Genomic DNA, 18,973 nt, shown 5'->3' with positions numbered 1-18,973 from the left:
TGAGTGACGAACTGCCGAGCCGGTCCGCTCACCGTGTTGACGCACAGGGTCGAAACGTCGGAAGTGCGGTGATCCCAGGGGTGGTGGGCGCCGGCCGGGCGGATGCCCTGACGCTGCCCACGGCGATGGCGCCGTACACCCGGGGGTGGGTGTACGGCGCCGGGCCGGCCGGTGGTGGCTGCGGGGCGGGGTGGTCCCGTCGTCGGCGCCGGTTGGTGACCGGCGGACGCAACGGCAGGAGCCGATGATCAGCGGCGCGGGCCGGTGTTCGGCGGTGCGGGCCGGCGTTCGGTGGTGCGGGCCGCTGCGCAGCGGTGCGGGTCGGTGCCGGGCCGGTCAGTCGCCGAGGCGCTCGCCCGAGGACGTGGAGAAGACGTGCGTCTCGCCGGGGTGCGGCACGACGTGGACCACGGCGCCCTTCTCCGGCACCTGCCGGCCGCCGACCCGGACGACCAGGTCCTTCCGCTCGCCGCCGACGTCGGCGGTGCCGTAGACGTAGCCGTCGGCGCCGAGCTCCTCGACGACGTTGACGGTGATGGCCAGGCCGACCGGGGCGTCCGCGGCCTCCTTGGAGAGGGCGCGGGCGGTGTCGCCGTTCTGCTCGACCACGTCGAAGTGCTCGGGGCGGACGCCGACGGTGACGGTGCGGTCGCCCTTGTCGGAGGCGGCGGACAGCGCCTCGCGGGAGACAGGGACGACGCTGTTGCCGAACTTCACACCGCCGTCGGTGATCGGCACCTCGACGAGGTTCATGGCGGGGGAGCCGATGAAGCCCGCGACGAAGAGGTTGGCCGGGCGGTCGTACATCCTGCGCGGCGAGTCGATCTGCTGGAGCAGGCCGTCCTTGAGCACCGCGACCCGGTCGCCCATGGTCATGGCCTCGACCTGGTCGTGGGTGACGTAGACGGTGGTGATGCCGAGGCGGCGCTGCAGGCCGGCGATCTGGGTGCGGGTCTGGACGCGGAGCTTGGCGTCCAGGTTGGACAGCGGCTCGTCCATCAGGAACACCTGCGGCTCGCGGACGATCGCGCGGCCCATCGCGACGCGCTGGCGCTGGCCGCCGGAGAGGGCCTTGGGCTTGCGGCCGAGGTACTCGGTGAGGTCCAGGATCCGGGCGGCGTCCTCGACCTTCTGGCGGATCTCGGTCTTGTTGACACCGGCGATCTTGAGGGCGAAGCCCATGTTGTCGGCGACGGTCATGTGCGGGTACAGCGCGTAGTTCTGGAACACCATGGCGATGTCCCGGTCCTTCGGCGGGAGGTGGGTGACATCGCGGTCACCGATGCGGATCGCTCCGTCGTTGACGTCCTCCAGGCCCGCGAGCATCCGGAGGGAGGTGGACTTGCCGCAGCCGGAGGGGCCGACGAGGACGAGGAATTCGCCGTCCTCGATCTGGATGTCGAGCTTGTCGACGGCGGGCTTGTCGGTGCCCGGGTAGATCCGGGTTGCCTGGTCGTACGTGACCGTAGCCATGGTGATACATCCCTTCACCGGCAGGAACGTGCCGGACGATCCGAGTAAAGGAGTAGTCCACTGGTAGTGGGTTGCCAGGACGCTACCCGGCGGGTCGAGGTTTGTCAGTAGTTGGACAGGCCCGGATCGAGTTGCACAGCCCGGGATCGCCTGATGCCGGAAGCTGAGCGCCCTGTGTAGAGTGGAGCCGCCTCCGCGCACGGGCTTCGCTGCGCGGCGCCGACTTAGCTCAGCTGGTAGAGCACCGCTCTTGTAAAGCGAAGGTCGTCGGTTCGAACCCGACAGTCGGCTCAGAGCCCGCACAGGGAAAACGCCCCGAACCATGATCGGTTCGGGGCGTTCGACATCCACGGCTGACATCGACGGGGACGGTCAGCCACGATCAAGGCGGCGTTCCGGCAGCCGGTCCATGGTGCTGACGCTTCTCCCGGCGCAGCGCAGCGCAGCCAGGCAGGTCAACGGGGGCACGGGATGGATCCGTGTGTGGAGTGCGGGCCTTCGAAGGGTGCGGGGCGGATCAGCCACTGGTGTCGGCGTGGACCCATTTGCCGCAGCCGGAGACCTTCCCGGTGCTGGTCTTGTGCCTGCAGGCGCGGAACTGGATGTTCCCGATTTCGGGGAAGTCCCGCACGAAATGCTTGGTGCTGAGCACGCCCCTGTCGTTGACCAGGGTAACGATCTTCTGGTCTTCGAACTGGTACTGGACTGCGGCGGAGTAGCCATCCGCCTGCGAGTCGTGGACCCAGAACTGGTCACCGGAGGACCTGTACTCGACCCACGAGCCCTCGCCGTCCGCCGTCCAGTACGTTTCGGCGGCAGCGAAAGGTGCGTTCAGCGCGCCGAGACCGAGTGCGGCGGCGGTGAGACCGATCAGGGCGGTACCGCGCAGCGCTTTTGACTTCTTCATGTTTCTCCCTGTGCCTGTGCCTGTGCAAGCGACATGTTCACAGCCGGTTGGCCCGAAGTCGTTAGCGCTGCGTGTACGCCCCAGTTGGCGCAGCGTGCACTGCCCGCTCGTGCCGGCGGTTCCCGCCGAAGCGGAACCCCGGCGAAGCCCCGGGCCGATCATGGTCCGGGGCCTTCGGCATCCGTCGCCGGCATCGGTGAGGGCAGTGCGGCGCGGCGATTGGCGTGCCCACGTCGCCGGTCGTCTCCCGGCGCCGGGAACCGGGGCGGGGTGTGGAATGCGATCCCGGGTGTCGGCGTTCTCCAGGGCATGAGCGATTCGTCCGGTGACGTCGGTTCCTTCCCGGCCGAGCGTGAGGCCGTACGTGAGCGGCTGGCGGCCGAGCGCGCCGGAACCAAGGAGCGGATCGCAGCACTGAGCCGGGAGTTCGAGGGGATCGTCGCGGCGAACGCCCTGGTGGCGGTTGACGACGAGCACGATCCCGAGGGGTCGAGCACCGCCTTCGAGCGCGCCCATGTCGCCGCCCTGCTGGCGAAGGCGCACGATCAGCTGGCCGATCTGGACCGGGCGCTGGAGCGCCTGGAGCGCGGTGACTACGGGCGGTGCGAGGGGTGCGGGGAGCCGATCCCGGCCGCACGGCTGGAGGCGCGCCCGTCGGCGAGCACGTGCGTGCGGTGCGCGGAGGCGGGCACGGCGAGCCGCTGAGCGGGGGAGCGGCGTCCGGCTCTCCCAGCCCAGGCTTTCCCCGTCAGTCTCTCCCAGCCCCGGCTCTCCCGTTTCCGTTCCCGCTGCCCCGGCTTCTCCCGTTCCCGTTCCCGCTGATCGGCCTGCCGCGTGGTGCTCAGGGGTGCATCCGGGCGCCCTTGATCACCTTGTCGACCGCGTTGCGGGGCCCGTACACGGCGAGACCCACCAGGTCCAGCCGGTCCCTCGGTACGGCCCGCACCGCGGCCCGGTTGTCCCGGTCGTTGCCGGTGGCGAAGAGGTCGGAGGTGAACACCGCCCGTGGCAGCGAGCGGGACAGGGCGCGGCCGTGTGCGGCGGTCACGGTCTCCTTCGTTCCCTCGAAGACCAGGACGGGCTGGCGGAACATCGGCAGGTAGGCGGTGCCGTCGGCGTCGGCGTACGGCTCGCCGATCACCTCGGGGAGCTCCGAGCCGAGACCGCTGACCAGGAACGCGGTCACGTTCAGCCGCTGCCAGGGCTCCAGGTCCTCGCGCAGCAGGACGGCGATCTTGGTGTCGAAACGTACGGACGTGTTCTCGGTGGTCATGCTCCGAGACTGCCGACCGGCCTGCCGTGCGGTCTTGTACATTCCTTGCATGGTGGGCCGGCAGGAGACTTCCGCGTGGCGTCCGCCGGTCTCGGGTGTCGTGGAGGTCTTCCACGCCCACTTCACCGAGCACGCGTACCCCATGCACCTCCACGACGTGTGGACCCTGCTGATCGTTGACGACGGCGCGGTCCGCTACGACTTGAACCGTCGCGAGTGCGGCACCCCGGACGACACGGTGTCGCTGCTGCCGCCGCAGATTCCGCACAACGGCTCACCCGCCACCCCGCAGGGCTTCCGCAAGAGGGTGCTCTACCTGGACCTGAGCCTGCTGAACGAGAGCTTCATCGGCCCAGCGGCCGAGGGCCCGGACCTGGCCGACCCGCTCCTGCGCCGGCGCGTGGGGCAGTTGCACACGGCCCTCGCGCACCGGGGTGACGAACTGGAGGCGGAGAGCCGTCTCGCCCTGGTCGGCGAACGGCTGCGCGGCCACCTGCGGCCCCGGCTCGTCCGGCGTCCGCCGAAGCCCGGCCGCGGCGTGGCCGAGGATCTGCGGGACCTCCTCGACGAGCGGCTGGTCCAGGGGGCGACCCTGGACGAGGCGGCCGAGCTCCTGCACGCCCATCCGACCCACCTGGTGCGGGCCTTCAGTGCCGCCTTCGGCATCGCCCCGCACCAATATCTGATGGCCCGCCGTGTCGACCGTGCCAGACGCCTGTTGCTCGACGGCCGGCTGCCCGCGGAGGTGGCGACCGAGGTCGGTTTCTACGATCAGTCGCACCTGACCCGGCACTTCAAACGGCTCGTGGGGACCGCGCCCGGCCGCTACACGCGGCGCAGGGGCGGTCCGGAGGGACGGTGACCGTGGAACGGGCCCCGGGCTGAGCACCACGGCGTGCTGCTCAGCCGGCATCCGTGCCCCTGGCCTGCGGGCACCCGGTAGCCATGTTCCCCTGACCCGCGGACACCCGGCACGAGGAGTCCTGCTGCGTGCCTTTCCGGGTGCACCCGGCCCAGGTGGAACCCGATGCCGAGGCGGGACCAGCTGCCCAGGCGGAACCCGACCGGTGTGCGGGGCATGGTCCGTTCATGGCGCCCTTCGGTGAGGTCCGGAGGGTGAGGTCCGGAGGGTGTGGCCAGCACGAAGGGTGTTTCCTCGTGCCCGCACGATGGAGTCGGCGCTGTCGCGTTGGTTGGCTTGCCGCATGGTCAACACGCAGCCCCGCGGGGCGAATCGCAGCAGGTGGGCGCCGGTCGTGTCGGGTCTCGTCGGCGTCTCCGCATGGCGTGGTGCGGGGCGGGGGCTGGTGCTGTTCCCGGCTTCCGTCGGCAGGCTGGTGGCAGGTATTCGGCAGTCCCGGGGGAGTCTGGTGCTCCGGGGCGGGTGCGGTGTCGCGCTGGGGCTGTTCGGCTGGGCCGTGGCGCTACTGGCGGGGCAGGCGACCGCCAACGGACTGCTGTATCCGCTGATCGACGCGCACGACTACGAGCACTCGTGGGGCGGGCCGACTCTCGTGGGGGCGTGGGTCGTTCATGCGCTGGTCGCCGTTCCGGTGGTGCTGGCGGCGCTCGGCGTGCTCCGGGGCGTCTCGGCTGCCGACCGGGCCCTGGAGCCGCCGGCGCCCGGTGGCCGGCGGCCCTGGTGGCCGGTGGCGCTGGCCGGGGTGTTCGCGGTGCTGGGGGTGCTGCTCGTCAACGCGTGGCTGCATCAGCTGTAGGCGGTCGGGGAGGCCGCCCGTCGCAGGTGCCCACCGCGGCACCGCCCTTCCAACGGGGGTAAGGGCGGCGCCGCAGTGGGGGTTCCGTCGTCGGTCAGTCGCTCCGTGGGGTTCTCCGGCGGTCAGGTGTGCTGTGGGGTTCTCCGCCCGATCAGTCGCAGGGCGAGCAGGCCGCCGACCCCGGGGACGGCGGACTGCCACCGGGCGCTCGTGGGGGCCGCGGCCGTCAGCGCGGTGGCCGCGATGACGGCGAGGTAGGCCGTGCCGTGCAGGGGGCCGACGAGTGTCGTGATCGCCGGGATGTGCGCGGTGAAGAGGTTGCCCAGCAGGGCCACGAAGGAGGCGGCCTCGACGGCGGCCGCGAGGCGGAGGGTGCGCACGGCGGTCACGCTCCCGTGGTGGAGCCGGGACGGATGATCATCAGGATGACGACGACCGCCCACAGGAGGTTGAACACGCCGGTGAGCATGGTCAGTCGGGTTGCCACGGGGCGCAGTTCGTCCGGGGGCGTCTTCTGCTCCGATTCCACTTCTGCGTCCCCTTCCCCTTCCCCGTCCGGTGTGCGGGGCGGTGCCAGCAGGCGTCGCTGGCCGGGGAGGATCGCCAGGGCGAGGAGGCCCGCCGCGAGGGTGGTCAGCACGAGTGAGGTGATCAGCCAGGCGTCGGTGAGGACGCCGAGCTGGGCGCCGGTGGCGATCCCGAAGACGGGGACCGCGAGGCCGGCGAGGGCGTAGCCGCGGCAGATCCGGTGCAGCAGGGCGGCGACTCCGGCGGCCCGCCCGTCGGGATCCGCGCCCCCGGCGGCCTGCAGCGCGTAGCGGGGGAAGAGCGAAGCGGCCACGGCGATCGATCCGACCGTCAGTATCGCGGCGAGGACATGTACGGACAGCAGCAGCTTGGTCACTGCGGTGCCTCCCAGTCTTCGGAAGCTCTATATGTTGGCTGCCAATACATACACTACCTACGGCTCTTTTAGGTAGGCTGCCTACTCATGAGGGCAGACGCGGTGCGAGGGCACCTGGACGGACTGTTGCTGGCCGTGCTCGAACCGGGGCCGCTGCACGGATACGCGATCATCGCCGCGGTCCAGCAACGCAGCGGCGGTGCGCTGGAGTTGCGCACGGGGACGATCTATCCGGCCCTGAACCGGCTGGAGCGGCTAGGGCTGCTCAGCAGCAGTTGGCAGTCGTCCGGCGAACGGCGCCGGCGCTGTTACGAGCTGACGGACGCGGGGCGGCGCAGCCTGGCCGGGGAGCGGACGGCGTGGAACGAGTTCACCGCGGCGATCGGCTCGGTCCTGAACCCCGCGGCACCGCCCGCGGAGGCGATGTGACCGCGGCCGGTCGGCCGGCCGACCCCATCGACGACTACGTCGGGACGCTGACGGCCGCCCTGCACGGCCCGGTCCGTGCCAAGGCCCGGATGATCGAGGAGATCCGTGGCGGGCTCGTGGACACCGCCGCGGCCCATCAGGGTGATGAGGTGTCGTACGCGAGTGCAGCGCGGGCAGCGGTGCGGGAGTTCGGGCCTGCCGAGGAGCTGGTACCGAGCTGTCAGCGGGAGCTCACCATCGCTCAGGCGCGGCACACCGCGCGCGTCGTGGCTCTCGCGGCGCCCTTCCTGGGCGCCTGCTGGTACCTGGCCCGGACCGCCGGCCATGCGCAGGCGGCAGGGGAGTGGTCCCGGACGGCGCAGCTGTTGGCCGTCCATCTGGCCGGGGTCGCGACCGTCGCCGCGCTGCTCGCCGCCGTCGCGTTGGCGGCCACCGGCCACCTCGCCCGCCGCCTGCCCACGCCGCAGGGGCTGCCCCGCGCGGTCGCCTGGGCCGGCACGACCACCAGCATCGCCATGGCGGTCGCGACGCTCATGCTGGCCGGCGCCTGTCTCCTGGCCACGGACTGGCCGCTGTTGGCGTTCGCCGGAGTGCTTGCCGCGGTGTCGCACGCCGCGGTGGCGGGGGCTGCCCGGGCCTGCCGGCGGTGCGCGGGGCTGGTTCCGGTGGAGGGCGGTACGTCAACGGGGTGAGGTGGCCGCCGGCACCGGGGTGAGGTGCCCGATCGCTTCGCCGGGAGACGGTCGGTGCCGTGGGGCATCCGGGTGCGTGGGTGTCGGGGCCTCACCGCGCCGGCCGGAGGGGGTGACGGCGAAGCCCCTCGGCCGCCGGGCCCGGCCAGGTCGTGCCGTCCGGCTGTGCCGAGGGGCTGTTGACCGGCTCTCAGCCGGTTTCGGGCGCGCTCAGTGGCGGACGCAGGGCTCGAAGACCCACCCGCGGCGGGTGCTGCTGCCGGGAGCCTTGGTCTCCAGCCACTCATGCGAGGTGACCCCGCATTCGGTCGCCTTGCCGCCGTGGCTCGTGGCCCCGTAGATGCAGATCCTCTTGTCCTTCGCGACGGTGCCCAGCGCCCGGCCGCTCCTGAAGGGCTTGTCGCGGACCTGCAGTGTCGTCATCGGGTAACCGATGTTGCCGCAGTCGGCCTTCGCCTGTGGTTCGGCCGATGCGACGGAGGCCCCCGCCAGCGCGGTGACGGCGATCAGCGTGCCGGTCAGGCCGGCGGTGATGGACTTGCGCATGTGTGTCAACTTCCCTTTCGGAATTGGATGTTGGTCCTTCTGCGAGGAGGTCGCGAACGGACCGGCCGGTTCCACGGTTCCGCAAGGTCGCGGAACGAAGATCGCACCGAGGGACGATTCGTCTCCGCCGATGTGGGGAGCTCCTGGGACCCCGGTCCTCCGCGGGCGGGAGATGGGGAGCGGCCGTCCGGAAGGCCGGAGGCACTGGAACACCGGTCGGCACTCGTCCAGGGCAGGCAGGCGCCCGAGGGCGGGCAGGTCGGGCAGGGCGGGAGCGGAAAGCAGGTCGTGGTGCGCGGTCGGCACTCGTTTGCGGCGGCCGGGGTCTCCCTGGGATCGGCAGTGCAGGTGTGCGGGTCCCGCCGGCCGACACGGCAGTGGGTCCGGCCACGGCGGCACGGCGGTACGACTGCGGAGCGGCAGGAATCGCCCCCGTGCGGCGGACCGCTTAGCGTGGGTGCCAGCGGAATCTGTGTCGCGCAGGTCGCCGGGCTGCCGTTCTCCCTGGTCGGGCCGGGATCTGCGGCGAACCGACGGAAGGTGAGGACGGGCGGCCATGGATGTGACACTGCGGCTCGCGCAGCAGCCGGAGGCCGACGAGTTGCTCGGTCGCAGCCCCCTGGCCGCGCTGGTGGGCATGCTGCTCGACCAGCAGGTGCCGATGGAGTGGGCCTTCTCCGGGCCGTACACGATCGCTCAGCGCATGGGCGGTGACGACCTGGACGCGGAGGCGATCGCGGCGTACGACCCCGAGGCGTTCGCCGCGCTGCTGTCGGAGAAGCCCGCCGTGCACCGTTACCCGGGCTCGATGGCCAAGCGGGTGCAGCAGCTCTGCCAGTACCTGGTCGACCACTACGACGGTGACCCGAGTGCGGTGTGGCGCGGTGTCGGGAGCGGCAAGGAGCTGCTGGGGCGGCTGAACGCGCTGCCCGGCTACGGCAAGCAGAAGTCGCAGATCTTCCTGGCCCTGCTGGGCAAGCAGCTCGGCGTGACGCCCGAGGGCTGGCGGGAGGCGGCGGGCGCGTACGGGGACGTCGGCTCGTACCGTTCGGTGGCCGACATCACCGGTCCCGAGTCGCTGGACAAGGTGCGCGCCTTCAAGCAGGAGGCCAAGCGGGCCGCCAAGGCCGCCAAGACGGCCAAGTCCGCGGGGGCCTGAGGCCGAGCCGGTCGGCGGAGGCGGCGCCCGCACCCGGCCCATCGGCTTGGCACCCCATTGGCTCGGCACCTCACCGGCCCGGGCACCCCACCGGCCCGGCACCCGGGCGACGGTGGCGGAGAGGGCCGGGCCGGCGAGGTGAACGGCCGCCTCAGCAGGCGTAATGCACCTCCAGGCCGGTGCCGTCCGGGGCCACCTCGGGGCGGAGGACCAGGGCGTCGTCGTAGTCGCCGCCGTTCTGGGTGCGGTACGGGATGGGGGGTGTGTCCTCGATGGCCGCCAGCCGCTCCCTGAGCAGGGTCGCGGCCTCGGCGTAGGCCTCCGGGGAGACGCGTTCGGTGCCGTACACCGCGACCGGGGGCAGCGCCGCCATGCCGGTGTACCAGAGCGTGCCGTGCAGCAACGGGAACAGCACCTGGTCCAGTTGGCCGTGGACGCCGCGCGGGCCGAACGGCGCCTCCGGGCTGCCCACGGTGACGACGACCAGGGCGCGCTTCCCCGCGAGCCCGCCCTCCCCGTACCGCAGGTTGCGGCCCGGGCGCCGGGGGTCGGGGACGCCGTAGGCGAAGCCCTTGACGAAGACCCGGTCGAACCAGCCCTTGAGGATGGCCGGCGTGGAGTACCACCAGAGCGGGAATTGCAGGACGACCGTGTCCGCCCAGTCGAGTTTCTCCTGCTCGGCCCGGATGTCGGGGCTGAGGGTGCCGGTGCGGTGGGCCTGCCGGGAGGCCGTGCCGATGATCAGCCGCTCCTCCGGGGCGTGGCGGGGGTAGTCGTCCCGGTCGACGGTCGCCTTCCACCCCATCGCGTAGAGGTCGGACATCCGGCAGGCGTGGCCTGCCTCGGTGAGGGTGCGGACGCCTTCGTCGCGGAGTGAGCCGCTGAGGGACCGCTGTTCCGGGTGGGCGAACACCCACAGGACGTTCACGGGAATCGCTCCTTCCGATTGGTGGCGGTTGCCGGTTGCTGATTGCTGATTGCCGTGTGCCGGTTCGTGCCGGCCGGTTCGTTGTGCGGTGGTTCGTTGCGCCGTGGTGCGTCGGGCGCGCGTCCGAGCCGGGGCCCGGGCGCCGGGGCGACGCCGCGTCGTTCTTCGGCGCCACAGGAACAGCATGTGCGGCGGGTCCGTCCGCAACGAGTGGCCGGATGGCCATGGTGTGAAAGAATCGCGCCATGCGTGGTTCTGTGCACTCCGGCTCCGCGGGTCCGGGACGGCACCGGGTCGTGGTGCTCGTCCGGCACGGTGTGATGCCGATGGAGCTGGGGCTGGTGCACCAGCTGTTCGGTTCGGCGCGGGCGCCGGGCGGGGGAGAGCGGCTGTACGAGGTCGTGACCTGCGCACTCGTCCCGGGGGAGATCAGGACGGACGCCGATTTCCTGGTCCGGGTGGAGCACGGGCCCGAGCTGCTGGACACGGCGGACACGGTGATCGTTCCGGCCTCGCACGAGGAGGACGGGGCCGCGAGCGAGGTCCGGCTGAGCGGTCCGCTGGCGGACGCGGTCTCCCGGATCCGGCCCGGCACCCGGACCGCCTCGATCTGCACCGGAGCCTTCGTGCTGGCCGCGGCCGGACTGCTCGACGGACGCCCGGCGACCACCCACTGGAAGTCCGCCGACCGGTTCCGGGAGCTGTACCCGGCGGTGGAGCTCGACCCGGACGTGCTGTACACCGACGACGGCGAGGTGCTCACCTCCGCCGGCGAGGCCTCGGGCATCGACCTCTGCCTCCATATGATCCGGCGCGATCACGGCGCCGCGGTGGCCAACGAGGTCGCGCGCAGTACGGTCGTCCCGCCGCACCGGGACGGCGGCCAGGCCCAGTTCATCCAGCGGCCGGTGCCCGAGACGCGGCAGTCCTCCACCGGTACGGCACGTGCCTGGGCGCTGCGCCGGCTCGACCGGCCGCTCTCCCTGCGGGAGTTGGCCGAGCAGGAGTCGATGAGCGTCCGGACGTTCAGCCGCCGCTTCCGGGAGGAGGTCGGCATCACCCCGGTGCAGTGGCTGACCCAGCGGCGTCTCGAACGGGCCCGGCAACTGCTGGAGGAGACCGATCTGCCGGTGGACCGGGTCGCGGCGGACGTCGGGTTCGGTACGGGGGCGTCGCTGCGCCAGCACTTCCAGGCCGCGCTGGGGGTGTCGCCGAGCGCCTACCGGAGCACGTTCCGCGGCACGGGGGCGTCGGCGGCCGGCGATCCGCCCCCGCCCGGCCGGGACTCCCCGCCCGGCCGGGAGTCCCCGTCCGGTCGGGAGTCCCCGTCCGGTCGCGGCGCGGGTGCGGGCGTCAGCGCGGACCGGTGAACATCGCGGCCATGGCGGGCAGGGCGCCGGGCGCGACGCGGTAGTACATCCAGGTGCCCCGGCGTTCGGCCGTGAGCAGCCCGGCCTCGCGCAGCTTCTTCAGATGGTGCGAGACGGTCGGCTGCGACACCCCGACGTCCTGGATGTCGCAGACGCAGGCCTCCCCGCCCTCGTGCGAGGCCACGCGGGAGAACAGGCGCAGGCGCACCGGATCCGCGAGCGCCTTGAACATCGCGGCCATGGCCTCCGCGTCCTTCTCGGACAGATCCGGGGAGGTCAGCGGGGGGCAGCAGGGCGCCGGAAGCCCGGTGGCCGTCGCCTCCATCAATTTAGGCATACATCTATATTGACTCCCGTCGAAGGGGGTGCCAAGGGGGTGGGGCAGGCGTTCGGCGTGCGCTGTCGGTGCCGTGGGACACCATGGGGCCGGGAGGTGGTGACGCATGGTGCGGCGCAGGAAACCGGGCGGCGGGGTGCGTCGGCCCGAGGTGCGGCTGCCGCAGCTGCGGCCGTTCACGGGAGACGGCCCGGAGCCGGAGAGGGACTACGACGGGCTGGCGTTCGCGGATCTCGATCTCGGCGGCCGGGACGGGTGCGCGGCGCGGTTCATGGACTGCGGTGTGTACCGCTGCGGGCTGGACGAGGCCCGGCTGTCCGGCGCGCGGTTCGTCGACTGCGTGCTGGACGAGGTGCGGGGCGTCGGGACGGATCTGTCCGGCGCGCTGCTGCGGGATGTGGAGCTCACCGAGGCGCGGCTCGGCGGCACACAGCTGCACGGCGCCGTCCTGGAGCGGGTCCTGATCCGGGGCGGCAAGATCGACTACCTGAACCTGCGGACGGCGTCCCTGAAGGACGTGGTGTTCGAGGGCTGTGTGCTGATCGAGGCCGACTTCGGGAAGGCGCGCCTGGAGCGGGTGGAGTTCCGGGACTGCACGCTGCGGGCGGTCGACTTCCACGGCGCGGAGCTGAGCGAGGTCGATCTGCGTGCGGTGACGGAGCTGGACATCGCGCGTGGGGTGGAGCGGCTGTCGGGCGCCGTGATCAGCCCGGCTCAACTGCTCGATCTGGCACCGGCGTTCGCGGCACAGATCGGCGTACGGGTGGAGAGCCCGGGGGAGTGACGCGGGCTGTCCGGGGCGCGGGGGAGGGCGTCGGCGTCGACGGGATCCGGTGTGGACGGGCGTCGGCGGCGGCGGCCGGGAGCGGCGGGAGCCGCGGTCCGCGGGGGTGGACCGCAGCGCTGGTCCGGTGATGGCGGGCCGTGGCGCAGCCGGTGTCAGACGCGGCGGAAGCGGGCCTGGAGGTCCCAGACGACGGGGTTGTCGCCGAGGCCGTCGTGCATGTCGGTGAGGTCGGCGATCAGGTCGTGCAGGAAGTCGCGGGCCTCGCGGCGCAGTGCGGTGTGGTTGAAGGTCAGCGGGGGTTCGTCGGCGGGCATCCAGTCGGCGGTGACGTCCACCCAGCCGAACCGCCGCTCGAAGCACATCCGGTCGGCGGACTCGGTGAAGTCGAGCTCGGCGTACTGGGCGCGGTGCGAGCGGCTGCCCCGGGGGTCGCGGTCGAGCTGCTCGACGATGTCGCACAGGGCCCAGGCGAAGTCGAGCACCGGCACCCATCCCCAGGCTGTGGACAGCTCCCGGTCGGCCTTGGTGTCGGCGAGGTAGACGTCTCCGCAGAACAGGTCGTGCCGCAGGGTGCGGACGTCCGCCGTGCGGTAGTCCGTCTGCGGCGGGTCCGGGAAGCGGCGGGAGAGCGAATAGCCGAGGTCGATCACCCATCGATGGTGTCACGACCGGCGGCACCGGTCTCCCGCCGCCTCTCCCGGCGACGCCGTGCCCGGTGGCCGGCCGGCGGGGTGGCCCGGCGGGTGCCGGGTGGGCCCGCGCCCGCGCCGGGCCGCGGCCCGGACCTGCGTCGGTGGCCCGGACTGGTATGCCGGACCGCCGTCGGTGAAGCGGCTCAGTGCCCGCGGGGGCTCAGTGCCCGCGGGCGATCCACTCGTCCAGGTGCGGCGCCTCGTCACCGATGGTGGTGGAGTCGCCGTGTCCGGTCCGGACGACCGTCTCCGGCGGCAGCGCCAGCAGCCGCTCCCGGATCGACTCGATGATCGTCGGGAACGACGAGAACGACCGGCCGGTGGCGCCCGGGCCGCCCTGGAAGAGGGTGTCGCCGGAGAAGACGGTGTCCAGCTCCGGGGCGTAGAGGCAGACCGCGCCGGGGCTGTGCCCGGGGGTGTGCAGGACGTGCAGCTCGGCGGTGCCCACGTTCAGCACCTCGCCGTCGGCCAGCGCGGCGTCCGGCCGGAGGTCCGGGTGCCGCATCCGCCACAGCTCGTCGTCGTCCGGGTGCAGCAGGATCGGCGCGCCCGCCCTTTCGGCGACCTCCGGGGCGGCGTCGATGTGGTCGTCGTGGCCGTGCGTGCAGATGATGCCGAGCAGCCGGCGGTCGCCGACGGCGGTGAGGATCGCGTCCGCGTCGTGCGCCGCGTCGATGACGTAGACCTCGCTGTCGTCGCCGACCAGCCAGACGTTGTTGTCGACCTCCCAGGTGCCGCCGTCGAGGGAGAACGTGCCGGAGGTGACGAGCCGGTCGACCCGGACCGAGGAGTGGACCGTCATCAGAAGACCACCACCGAACGCAGCACGTCCCCGCGGTGCATCTTCGCGAACGCCTCCTCGATGCCGTCCAGCCCGATGGTCTCCGAGACGAACGCGTCGAGGTCGAGCCGCCCCTGGAGGTAGAGGTCGATCAGCACGGGGAAGTCGCGGGACGGCAGACAGTCGCCGTACCAGGACGACTTGAGCGCGCCGCCGCGCCCGAAGACGTCGAGCAGCGGCAGCTCCAGCCGCATCTCGGGGGTGGGCACGCCGACGAGGACCACCGTTCCGGCCAGGTCCCGGGCGTAGAAGGCCTGCTGGTACGTCTCCGGGCGGCCGACCGCCTCGATGACGACGTCCGCGCCGAAGCCGCCGGTCAGCTCCTGGACGCCCTTGACCACGTCGGCCGTGCGGGCGTCGACGGTGTGCGTGGCGCCCAGGGAACGGGCCAGCTCCAGCTTCCGCTCGTCCACGTCCACCGCGATGATCTTCGAAGCCCCGGCGAGCCGGGCCCCGGCGACGGCCGCGTTGCCGACGCCGCCGCAGCCGATCACCGCGACCGAGTCGCCGCGCCCCACGTTGCCGGTGTTGATGGCCGCGCCGAGGCCCGCCATCACGCCGCAGCCGAGCAGCCCCGCCGCGGCCGGGCTCGCCGACGGGTCGACCTTGGTGCACTGCCCGGCGGCGACCAGTGTCTTCTCCGCGAAGGCCCCGATGCCGAGGGCCGGGGAGAGCGCCGTGCCGTCCTTCAGCGTCATCGGCTTGCGGGCGTTGTGGGTGTCGAAGCAGTACCAGGGGCGGCCGCGCTTGCATGCCCGGCACTCCCCGCACACCGCACGCCAGTTGAGGATCACGAAGTCGCCGGGGGCCACATCGGTCACGCCGTCACCGACGGACTCCACCACGCCCGCCGCCTCGTGACCGAGCAGGAACGGGAACTCGTCGTTGATGCCGCCCTCCCGGTAGTGCAGGTCGGTGTGGCACACCCCGCAGGCCTGTACCTTCACCACCGCCTCACCCGGGCCGGGGTCCGGGATCACGATCGTCTCGACCCGGACCGGCTCGCCCTTGCCGGGAGCAACCACACCGCGCACGTGTTGTGTCATGCCTGGCAGCGTAATTGCGTTAGCGGCCGGAACAGAACGACCGCACCGGGCGAAGTGATCAGCACCGGGGCGGAGCGACCCAGTACCGGGGGCGGGGCCGCTCCGCGTGAGGGGCTTCGCACGGGCCGAAGCGGACGCGCCCGCCCAACGGGCCGCACCGTGGCGTACGGTGCGGCCCGCGTCCTCCTGCGGTGTCACCCGCCGGCCGGGCGGGCGGCCCTGCGCGGAGGGCTACTTGACGTTGATCGCGGTCCAGGCGGCGGCGACCGCCCTGTACTCGGTGCTCGTCGTCCCGTACAGGTCACCCGCCGCCCGCAGGGTCGCCTTGCGGGCGCCCTTGTAGTTGGTGGTGGACGTCATGTACGTGGTCAGGGCCGTGTACCAGATCTGCTCGGCCTTGGCCCGGCCGATGCCCCGCACCGTGGAGCCGTCGTAGGTCGGGCTGTCGTAGCGCACGCCGCCCACGGTCTTGGCGCCGCTGCCCTCGGACAGCAGGTAGTAGAAGTGGTTGGCGGGGCCGGACGAGTAGTGGACGTCCTCGTCGCCGATGCCCGGGAACCAGTAGTCCTCCGAGGCGCCGTCCTTGCTCGGCTCGTCCTGGTAGCGCAGCGGGGTGCCGTCGCCCCTGATGTCGATCTTCTCGCCGATGAGGTAGTCGCCCGGGTCCGCGGGGTTCTTCGCGTAGAACTCCGTGGAGGTGGCGAAGATGTCGGAGGTCGCCTCGTTGAGGCCGCCCGACTCGCCGCTGTAGTTGAGCCCGGCGGTGTTGGAGGTGACGCCGTGGCTCATCTCGTGCGCGGCGACGTCCAGCGAGGTCAGCGGGTTCGCGTTGTCGTCGCCGTCCCCGTAGGTCATGCAGAAGCAGTCGTCGTCCCAGAAGGCGTTGACGTAGCCGTCGCCGTAGTGGACGCGGGAGTACGAGCCGGCGCCGTCGTCCATGATGCCGTTACGGCCCAGCACGTTCTTGTAGAAGTCCCAGGTGGTGGCGGCGCCGTAGTGGGCGTCGACCGCGGCGCTCTGCCGCCCGCCGCCCCAGACGTCGTCGGCGTCCTTGAACAGGCTGCCGGTCCCGAAGGTGCCCTGCCTCAGGTCGTTGGTGCGGTGCCCGCCGCGGGCGGTGTCCCGGAGCTCGTACGAGCCGCCGCTCCTGCGGGTGCCGAGGGCGACCCGGCCGCTGTAGTCGCCGGTACCGGTTCCGGTCTCGATCCGCTCGTCGGCGAAGAGCCGCTTGCCGGTCGTCGCGTCGGTGATGACGTGCAGCTTGCTCGGGGTGCCGTCGTGCTGCCGGCCGGTGACCACGGTCTCCCAGGCCAGTACGGGCTTGCCGGAGGCCGCCCAGATCACCTTGCGGGGAGCCGTGTCGGCCGCGGTCTTCGTGGTGTCGTCGGCGGCGGCCTTCAGAGCCGCCTTCCTCGCCGCGGAGGCGGGGAGTTCCGCGTCGGTGTCCGCCACGGATATCGCGGCCCGGGCCGCCTTGGTGACGCTCCGGGCGCCGTCCTTCTTCTCGTGGACCACGAGGTCGCCGCCGAGGACCGGCAGCCCGTCGAAGGTGCGCTCGTAGCGGGTGTGGACCGTGCCGTTCGCGTCCTTGATCACATCGCGGACGAGGAGCTTCTCCTTGCCGCCGAGGCCCAGCGCGTCGGCCTGGGCCGAGGCGTCGGCCTGCGCGGCCTTGATCGCGGAAGCGCGCTGCGAACCGGACAGCGCCGGCGCTGTGGCTCCGGACGCGCGGTCGGGCTGGGCGTTCGCCGTGCCCGTCTGGGCGCCGACGGCGACCATGGCGGCCGAGGCCACCAGGGCCGCGGCGCGAAGTGCGTGCTTCCGGGGAGAGTTGGGCGTGCGTCTCACTCGGTCTCCTTGAAGGAGGGCCGCCGGCAATGCGGCCCGTTCGTGGGGGCGGGCCGCCCTGGGTGGGACGGCCCGGCGAAACAGGAGTGCGGGTGCGGTGCTGAGTGATGCCGAAGAACGGCCCTGCCCCCGAAAGACGCGCAGGGGAGGACCGGCCCGTCCGCGGAGGCGAACGAGCCGAGCTGAGCGTGCCATTGGTTGATTCTTTTTGACAGGTAAGCAACACAGATTTGACCTGACGTTCTCCATTTACGTCAGGACATGTTCGTTATACGAGCCGAACTGAGCTGATGCGGGCTGAAATCCGGGCATTTGTCCGGGCGGGGGAGGCTGGCGCGAGGGGGAGGGTGCGCGACGGCTTCGGAATACGAAGTTCCGTGCGGGCTACGGGAGTTGGGGGTATGGCGGTGCACCGGTGCACCGGTGCATCGGTGCACCGGTGCGTCGGTGTCGGCGCGCCAGTGCAGTGGGCGCGGGCGTCGGTGCCCGGAACACGCGGGCCCTGGTCCCCGAGGCGCGGGCGCCCCCGAAAGGAGTCGGCTCAGGAACGTCGGGGCGCGCCCCGCGGCATGGACTCGCACCTCACCGGTGGAGAGGAATCGCGGTAGGGGCCGGCGGCCCGTCGGCGTCCTGGAGCAGCCGGTGTCGTGGAGCCGACGGTGCTCGGCTCTCCGTTCTCAGCTCTCCCCGCCCGGTTCCCCGCTCAGCGCCCGGCGCTGTGTGCTCAGCGCCGCCTGCCCGGCGCTGTGTGCGCCGCGCTGTGTGCTCAGCGCTCCGTGAGCCGCTTCCGCAGAACCAGGCACGGGCGGTGCAGCCGCCGGTCCTCGCGGTGGTCGATGATCTCGTAGCCCAGCGCGGTCCAGAAGGCCAGCGCCCTGGGGTTGCTCTCCAGTACGGCCAGCCGTACGCCGTCCGCGCCGCCGGCCCGGAGCCGTTCCTCCACCAGTCCGGCCAGCTCCCGTCCGTACCCGGTGCGCTGCTCCTGGCCGTGCACCATCAGCAGGCCGATCCACGGGTCGGGGTCGTCGGGGTCCGGGTGCTCGGCCAGGGTGATCGCCACGCCGAGCAGCCGGTGGCCCTCGCGGGCGAGCAGCACCTCGGAGGAGGGGTGCGCCAGTTCCTCGGCGAGGCTCGCGGCCACCTGCTCGGGCCGGATGTCCTCCGGGTCGGGGAAGTCGCCGCTGATCCGCTGGAAGACGGGGTCGGAGCGGTAGAGCGTGGTCAGCTCGTCGAGCAGCGGCGCGGGCAGCCCGTGGGGCCCGAGCGGCCCGTGGCCCCCGTCGTCGGTGACCGTGAGCGGTTCGAGGATCATGCGCGGCACGCTAACGCGACGGCCCCCGGTCGGCGAGGATCCGGGGGCCGACGGCAGGTCAGCGGTGAAGCGTGCGTCAGACGTTGACGCCGAAGTCCTGGGCGATGCCCGCCAGGCCGGAGGCGTAGCCCTGGCCCACCGCGCGGAACTTCCAGTCCGCGCCGCTCCGGTAGAGCTCGCCGAAGACCATGGCCGTCTCGGTGGCCGCGTCCTCGCTCAGGTCGTAGCGGGCGACCTCGGCGCCGCCGGCCTGGTTGACGATGCGGATGTAGGCGTTGCGCACCTGGCCGAAGTTCTGGCTGCGGCTCTCGGCGTCGTAGATCGACACCGGGAAGACGATCTTGTCGACGTCGGCGGGGAGGCCCGCCAGGTTGACGTTGATCGCCTCGTCGTCGCCCGCGCCCTCGCCGGTGCGGTTGTCACCGGTGTGCACGATGGTCTGGTCCGGGGTGGACTTGTTGTTGAAGAAGACGAAGTGGCCGTCGGAGACGACCTTCCCGCCGGGGTTGACCGCGATCGCGCTCGCGTCGAGGTCGAAGTCCGTGCCGGTGGTGGTGCGGACGTCCCAACCGAGGCCGACCGTGACGGCGGTGAGGCCGGGCGCCTCCTTGGTGAGCGAGACGTTGCCGCCCTTGGACAGGCTTACAGCCATGGGGATGTCCCTTTCCTCGTCAGTGTGTCGGGCTTCGTGCCGGTGACGAAGCTACCGTC

22 protein-coding genes and 1 tRNA gene are annotated in these 18,973 nt (G+C 72.1%); 9 read left to right on the top strand and 14 right to left on the bottom strand.

Annotated elements, in window-relative coordinates; translation table 11 throughout:
* Positions 1-336: 336 nt before the first annotated feature.
* Positions 337-1,473 carry an ABC transporter ATP-binding protein gene (locus AC3EQ1_RS21675; protein ID WP_432096004.1) on the bottom strand — a complete coding sequence of 379 codons (1,137 nt, stop codon included), beginning with the start codon at positions 1,471-1,473 and terminating at the stop codon, positions 337-339.
* A gap of 218 nt (positions 1,474-1,691) precedes the next feature.
* Here AC3EQ1_RS21675 and AC3EQ1_RS21670 point away from each other — a divergent pair.
* Positions 1,692-1,764 (top strand) — tRNA-Thr (locus AC3EQ1_RS21670).
* Positions 1,765-1,990: 226 nt separating this feature from the next.
* Here AC3EQ1_RS21670 and AC3EQ1_RS21665 read toward each other — a convergent pair.
* Entirely contained in the window at positions 1,991-2,380 is a 390-nt protein-coding gene (locus tag AC3EQ1_RS21665; protein ID WP_432096003.1) for a hypothetical protein, read from the bottom strand.
* Positions 2,381-2,689: 309 nt separating this feature from the next.
* On the opposite strand from AC3EQ1_RS21665, the gene AC3EQ1_RS21660 reads away from it, so the two are divergent.
* On the top strand, positions 2,690-3,085 hold the full coding sequence (locus AC3EQ1_RS21660; protein ID WP_432096002.1) for a TraR/DksA family transcriptional regulator: 396 nt from the start codon (positions 2,690-2,692) through the stop codon (positions 3,083-3,085).
* A 136-nt stretch (positions 3,086-3,221) separates the two neighbouring features.
* On the opposite strand, the gene AC3EQ1_RS21655 is transcribed toward AC3EQ1_RS21660, so the two are convergent.
* A complete protein-coding gene (locus AC3EQ1_RS21655) occupies positions 3,222-3,653 on the bottom strand; it encodes a DUF2000 family protein (RefSeq protein ID WP_432096001.1) in 432 nt (143 codons plus the stop codon).
* Positions 3,654-3,702: 49 nt separating this feature from the next.
* Here AC3EQ1_RS21655 and AC3EQ1_RS21650 point away from each other — a divergent pair, with 49 nt between their 5' ends.
* A complete protein-coding gene (locus AC3EQ1_RS21650) occupies positions 3,703-4,515 on the top strand; it encodes an AraC family transcriptional regulator (protein ID WP_432096000.1) in 813 nt (270 codons plus the stop codon).
* Positions 4,516-4,909: 394 nt separating this feature from the next.
* Positions 4,910-5,371 carry a hypothetical protein gene (locus tag AC3EQ1_RS21645; protein ID WP_432095999.1) on the top strand — a complete coding sequence of 154 codons (462 nt, stop codon included), beginning with the start codon at positions 4,910-4,912 and terminating at the stop codon, positions 5,369-5,371.
* Between the two features lie 122 nt (positions 5,372-5,493).
* Here AC3EQ1_RS21645 and AC3EQ1_RS21640 read toward each other — a convergent pair whose 3' ends face one another.
* Positions 5,494-5,751, bottom strand: coding sequence for a DUF3817 domain-containing protein (locus AC3EQ1_RS21640; RefSeq protein WP_432095998.1), 258 nt, complete (start codon positions 5,749-5,751; stop codon positions 5,494-5,496).
* A 5-nt stretch (positions 5,752-5,756) separates the two neighbouring features.
* Positions 5,757-6,275, bottom strand: coding sequence for a hypothetical protein (locus AC3EQ1_RS21635; protein WP_432095997.1), 519 nt, complete (start codon positions 6,273-6,275; stop codon positions 5,757-5,759).
* Between the two features lie 87 nt (positions 6,276-6,362).
* On the opposite strand from AC3EQ1_RS21635, the gene AC3EQ1_RS21630 reads away from it, so the two are divergent.
* Together AC3EQ1_RS21630 and AC3EQ1_RS21625 are read left to right on the top strand one after the other, a co-directional pair.
* Positions 6,363-6,704 (top strand): PadR family transcriptional regulator, encoded by a 342-nt coding sequence (locus AC3EQ1_RS21630; protein WP_432095996.1) that lies wholly within the window; start codon positions 6,363-6,365, stop codon positions 6,702-6,704.
* Positions 6,701-7,396 carry a permease prefix domain 1-containing protein gene (locus AC3EQ1_RS21625; RefSeq protein WP_432095995.1) on the top strand — a complete coding sequence of 232 codons (696 nt, stop codon included), beginning with the start codon at positions 6,701-6,703 and terminating at the stop codon, positions 7,394-7,396. Before AC3EQ1_RS21630 ends, AC3EQ1_RS21625 begins: the two co-directional genes overlap by 4 nt.
* Positions 7,397-7,606: 210 nt before the next feature.
* Here AC3EQ1_RS21625 and AC3EQ1_RS21620 read toward each other — a convergent pair whose 3' ends face one another.
* Positions 7,607-7,942, bottom strand: a complete 336-nt coding sequence (locus tag AC3EQ1_RS21620; RefSeq protein WP_432095994.1) for a hypothetical protein — start codon at positions 7,940-7,942, stop codon at positions 7,607-7,609.
* A 556-nt stretch (positions 7,943-8,498) separates the two neighbouring features.
* Between AC3EQ1_RS21620 and AC3EQ1_RS21615 the strand changes: the two genes are divergently transcribed.
* A complete protein-coding gene (locus AC3EQ1_RS21615; RefSeq protein WP_432095993.1) occupies positions 8,499-9,101 on the top strand; it encodes an HhH-GPD-type base excision DNA repair protein in 603 nt (200 codons plus the stop codon).
* Positions 9,102-9,252: 151 nt separating this feature from the next.
* Here AC3EQ1_RS21615 and AC3EQ1_RS21610 read toward each other — a convergent pair whose 3' ends face one another.
* On the bottom strand, positions 9,253-10,029 hold the full coding sequence (locus AC3EQ1_RS21610) for an NAD(P)H-dependent oxidoreductase (protein WP_432095992.1): 777 nt from the start codon (positions 10,027-10,029) through the stop codon (positions 9,253-9,255).
* Positions 10,030-10,274: 245 nt separating this feature from the next.
* On the opposite strand from AC3EQ1_RS21610, the gene AC3EQ1_RS21605 reads away from it, so the two are divergent.
* Positions 10,275-11,399: a GlxA family transcriptional regulator gene (locus AC3EQ1_RS21605; protein ID WP_432095991.1), complete on the top strand. Its 1,125-nt coding sequence runs from the start codon at positions 10,275-10,277 to the stop codon at positions 11,397-11,399.
* On the opposite strand, the gene AC3EQ1_RS21600 is transcribed toward AC3EQ1_RS21605, so the two are convergent.
* Positions 11,383-11,736 carry an ArsR/SmtB family transcription factor gene (locus AC3EQ1_RS21600; RefSeq protein ID WP_432095990.1) on the bottom strand — a complete coding sequence of 118 codons (354 nt, stop codon included), beginning with the start codon at positions 11,734-11,736 and terminating at the stop codon, positions 11,383-11,385. The two genes, AC3EQ1_RS21605 and AC3EQ1_RS21600, sit on opposite strands and share 17 nt — an antisense overlap.
* A 106-nt stretch (positions 11,737-11,842) precedes the next feature.
* Between AC3EQ1_RS21600 and AC3EQ1_RS21595 the strand changes: the two genes are divergently transcribed.
* Positions 11,843-12,520: a pentapeptide repeat-containing protein gene (locus tag AC3EQ1_RS21595; protein WP_432095989.1), complete on the top strand. Its 678-nt coding sequence runs from the start codon at positions 11,843-11,845 to the stop codon at positions 12,518-12,520.
* 155 nt (positions 12,521-12,675) lie between these two features.
* Here AC3EQ1_RS21595 and AC3EQ1_RS21590 read toward each other — a convergent pair whose 3' ends face one another.
* From AC3EQ1_RS21590 to AC3EQ1_RS21565, 6 genes are all read right to left on the bottom strand, one after another.
* Positions 12,676-13,173: a hypothetical protein gene (locus tag AC3EQ1_RS21590; RefSeq protein WP_432095988.1), complete on the bottom strand. Its 498-nt coding sequence runs from the start codon at positions 13,171-13,173 to the stop codon at positions 12,676-12,678.
* Positions 13,174-13,375: 202 nt separating this feature from the next.
* Complete coding sequence (locus AC3EQ1_RS21585; RefSeq protein WP_432095987.1) at positions 13,376-14,017, bottom strand: MBL fold metallo-hydrolase; 642 nt, start codon at positions 14,015-14,017, stop codon at positions 13,376-13,378.
* Entirely contained in the window at positions 14,017-15,102 is a 1,086-nt protein-coding gene (locus AC3EQ1_RS21580) for an S-(hydroxymethyl)mycothiol dehydrogenase (RefSeq protein ID WP_432095986.1), read from the bottom strand. The genes AC3EQ1_RS21585 and AC3EQ1_RS21580 overlap by 1 nt, the downstream gene beginning before the upstream one ends.
* A gap of 231 nt (positions 15,103-15,333) precedes the next feature.
* Positions 15,334-16,881, bottom strand: coding sequence for a M4 family metallopeptidase (locus tag AC3EQ1_RS21575; protein WP_432096034.1), 1,548 nt, complete (start codon positions 16,879-16,881; stop codon positions 15,334-15,336).
* Between the two features lie 835 nt (positions 16,882-17,716).
* Complete coding sequence (locus tag AC3EQ1_RS21570) at positions 17,717-18,262, bottom strand: GNAT family N-acetyltransferase (RefSeq protein ID WP_432095985.1); 546 nt, start codon at positions 18,260-18,262, stop codon at positions 17,717-17,719.
* 76 nt (positions 18,263-18,338) lie between these two features.
* The gene (locus AC3EQ1_RS21565) at positions 18,339-18,914 is read right to left on the bottom strand and encodes a TerD family protein (RefSeq protein ID WP_432095984.1); all 576 of its coding nucleotides are present in this window, start codon (positions 18,912-18,914) and stop codon (positions 18,339-18,341) included.
* Positions 18,915-18,973 lie beyond the last annotated feature (59 nt).

The organism is Streptomyces sp. bgisy100 (assembly GCF_057709105.1).
Note: the sequence above shows the minus strand (reverse complement) of the source record. Positions and strands in the feature narration are given on the sequence as shown.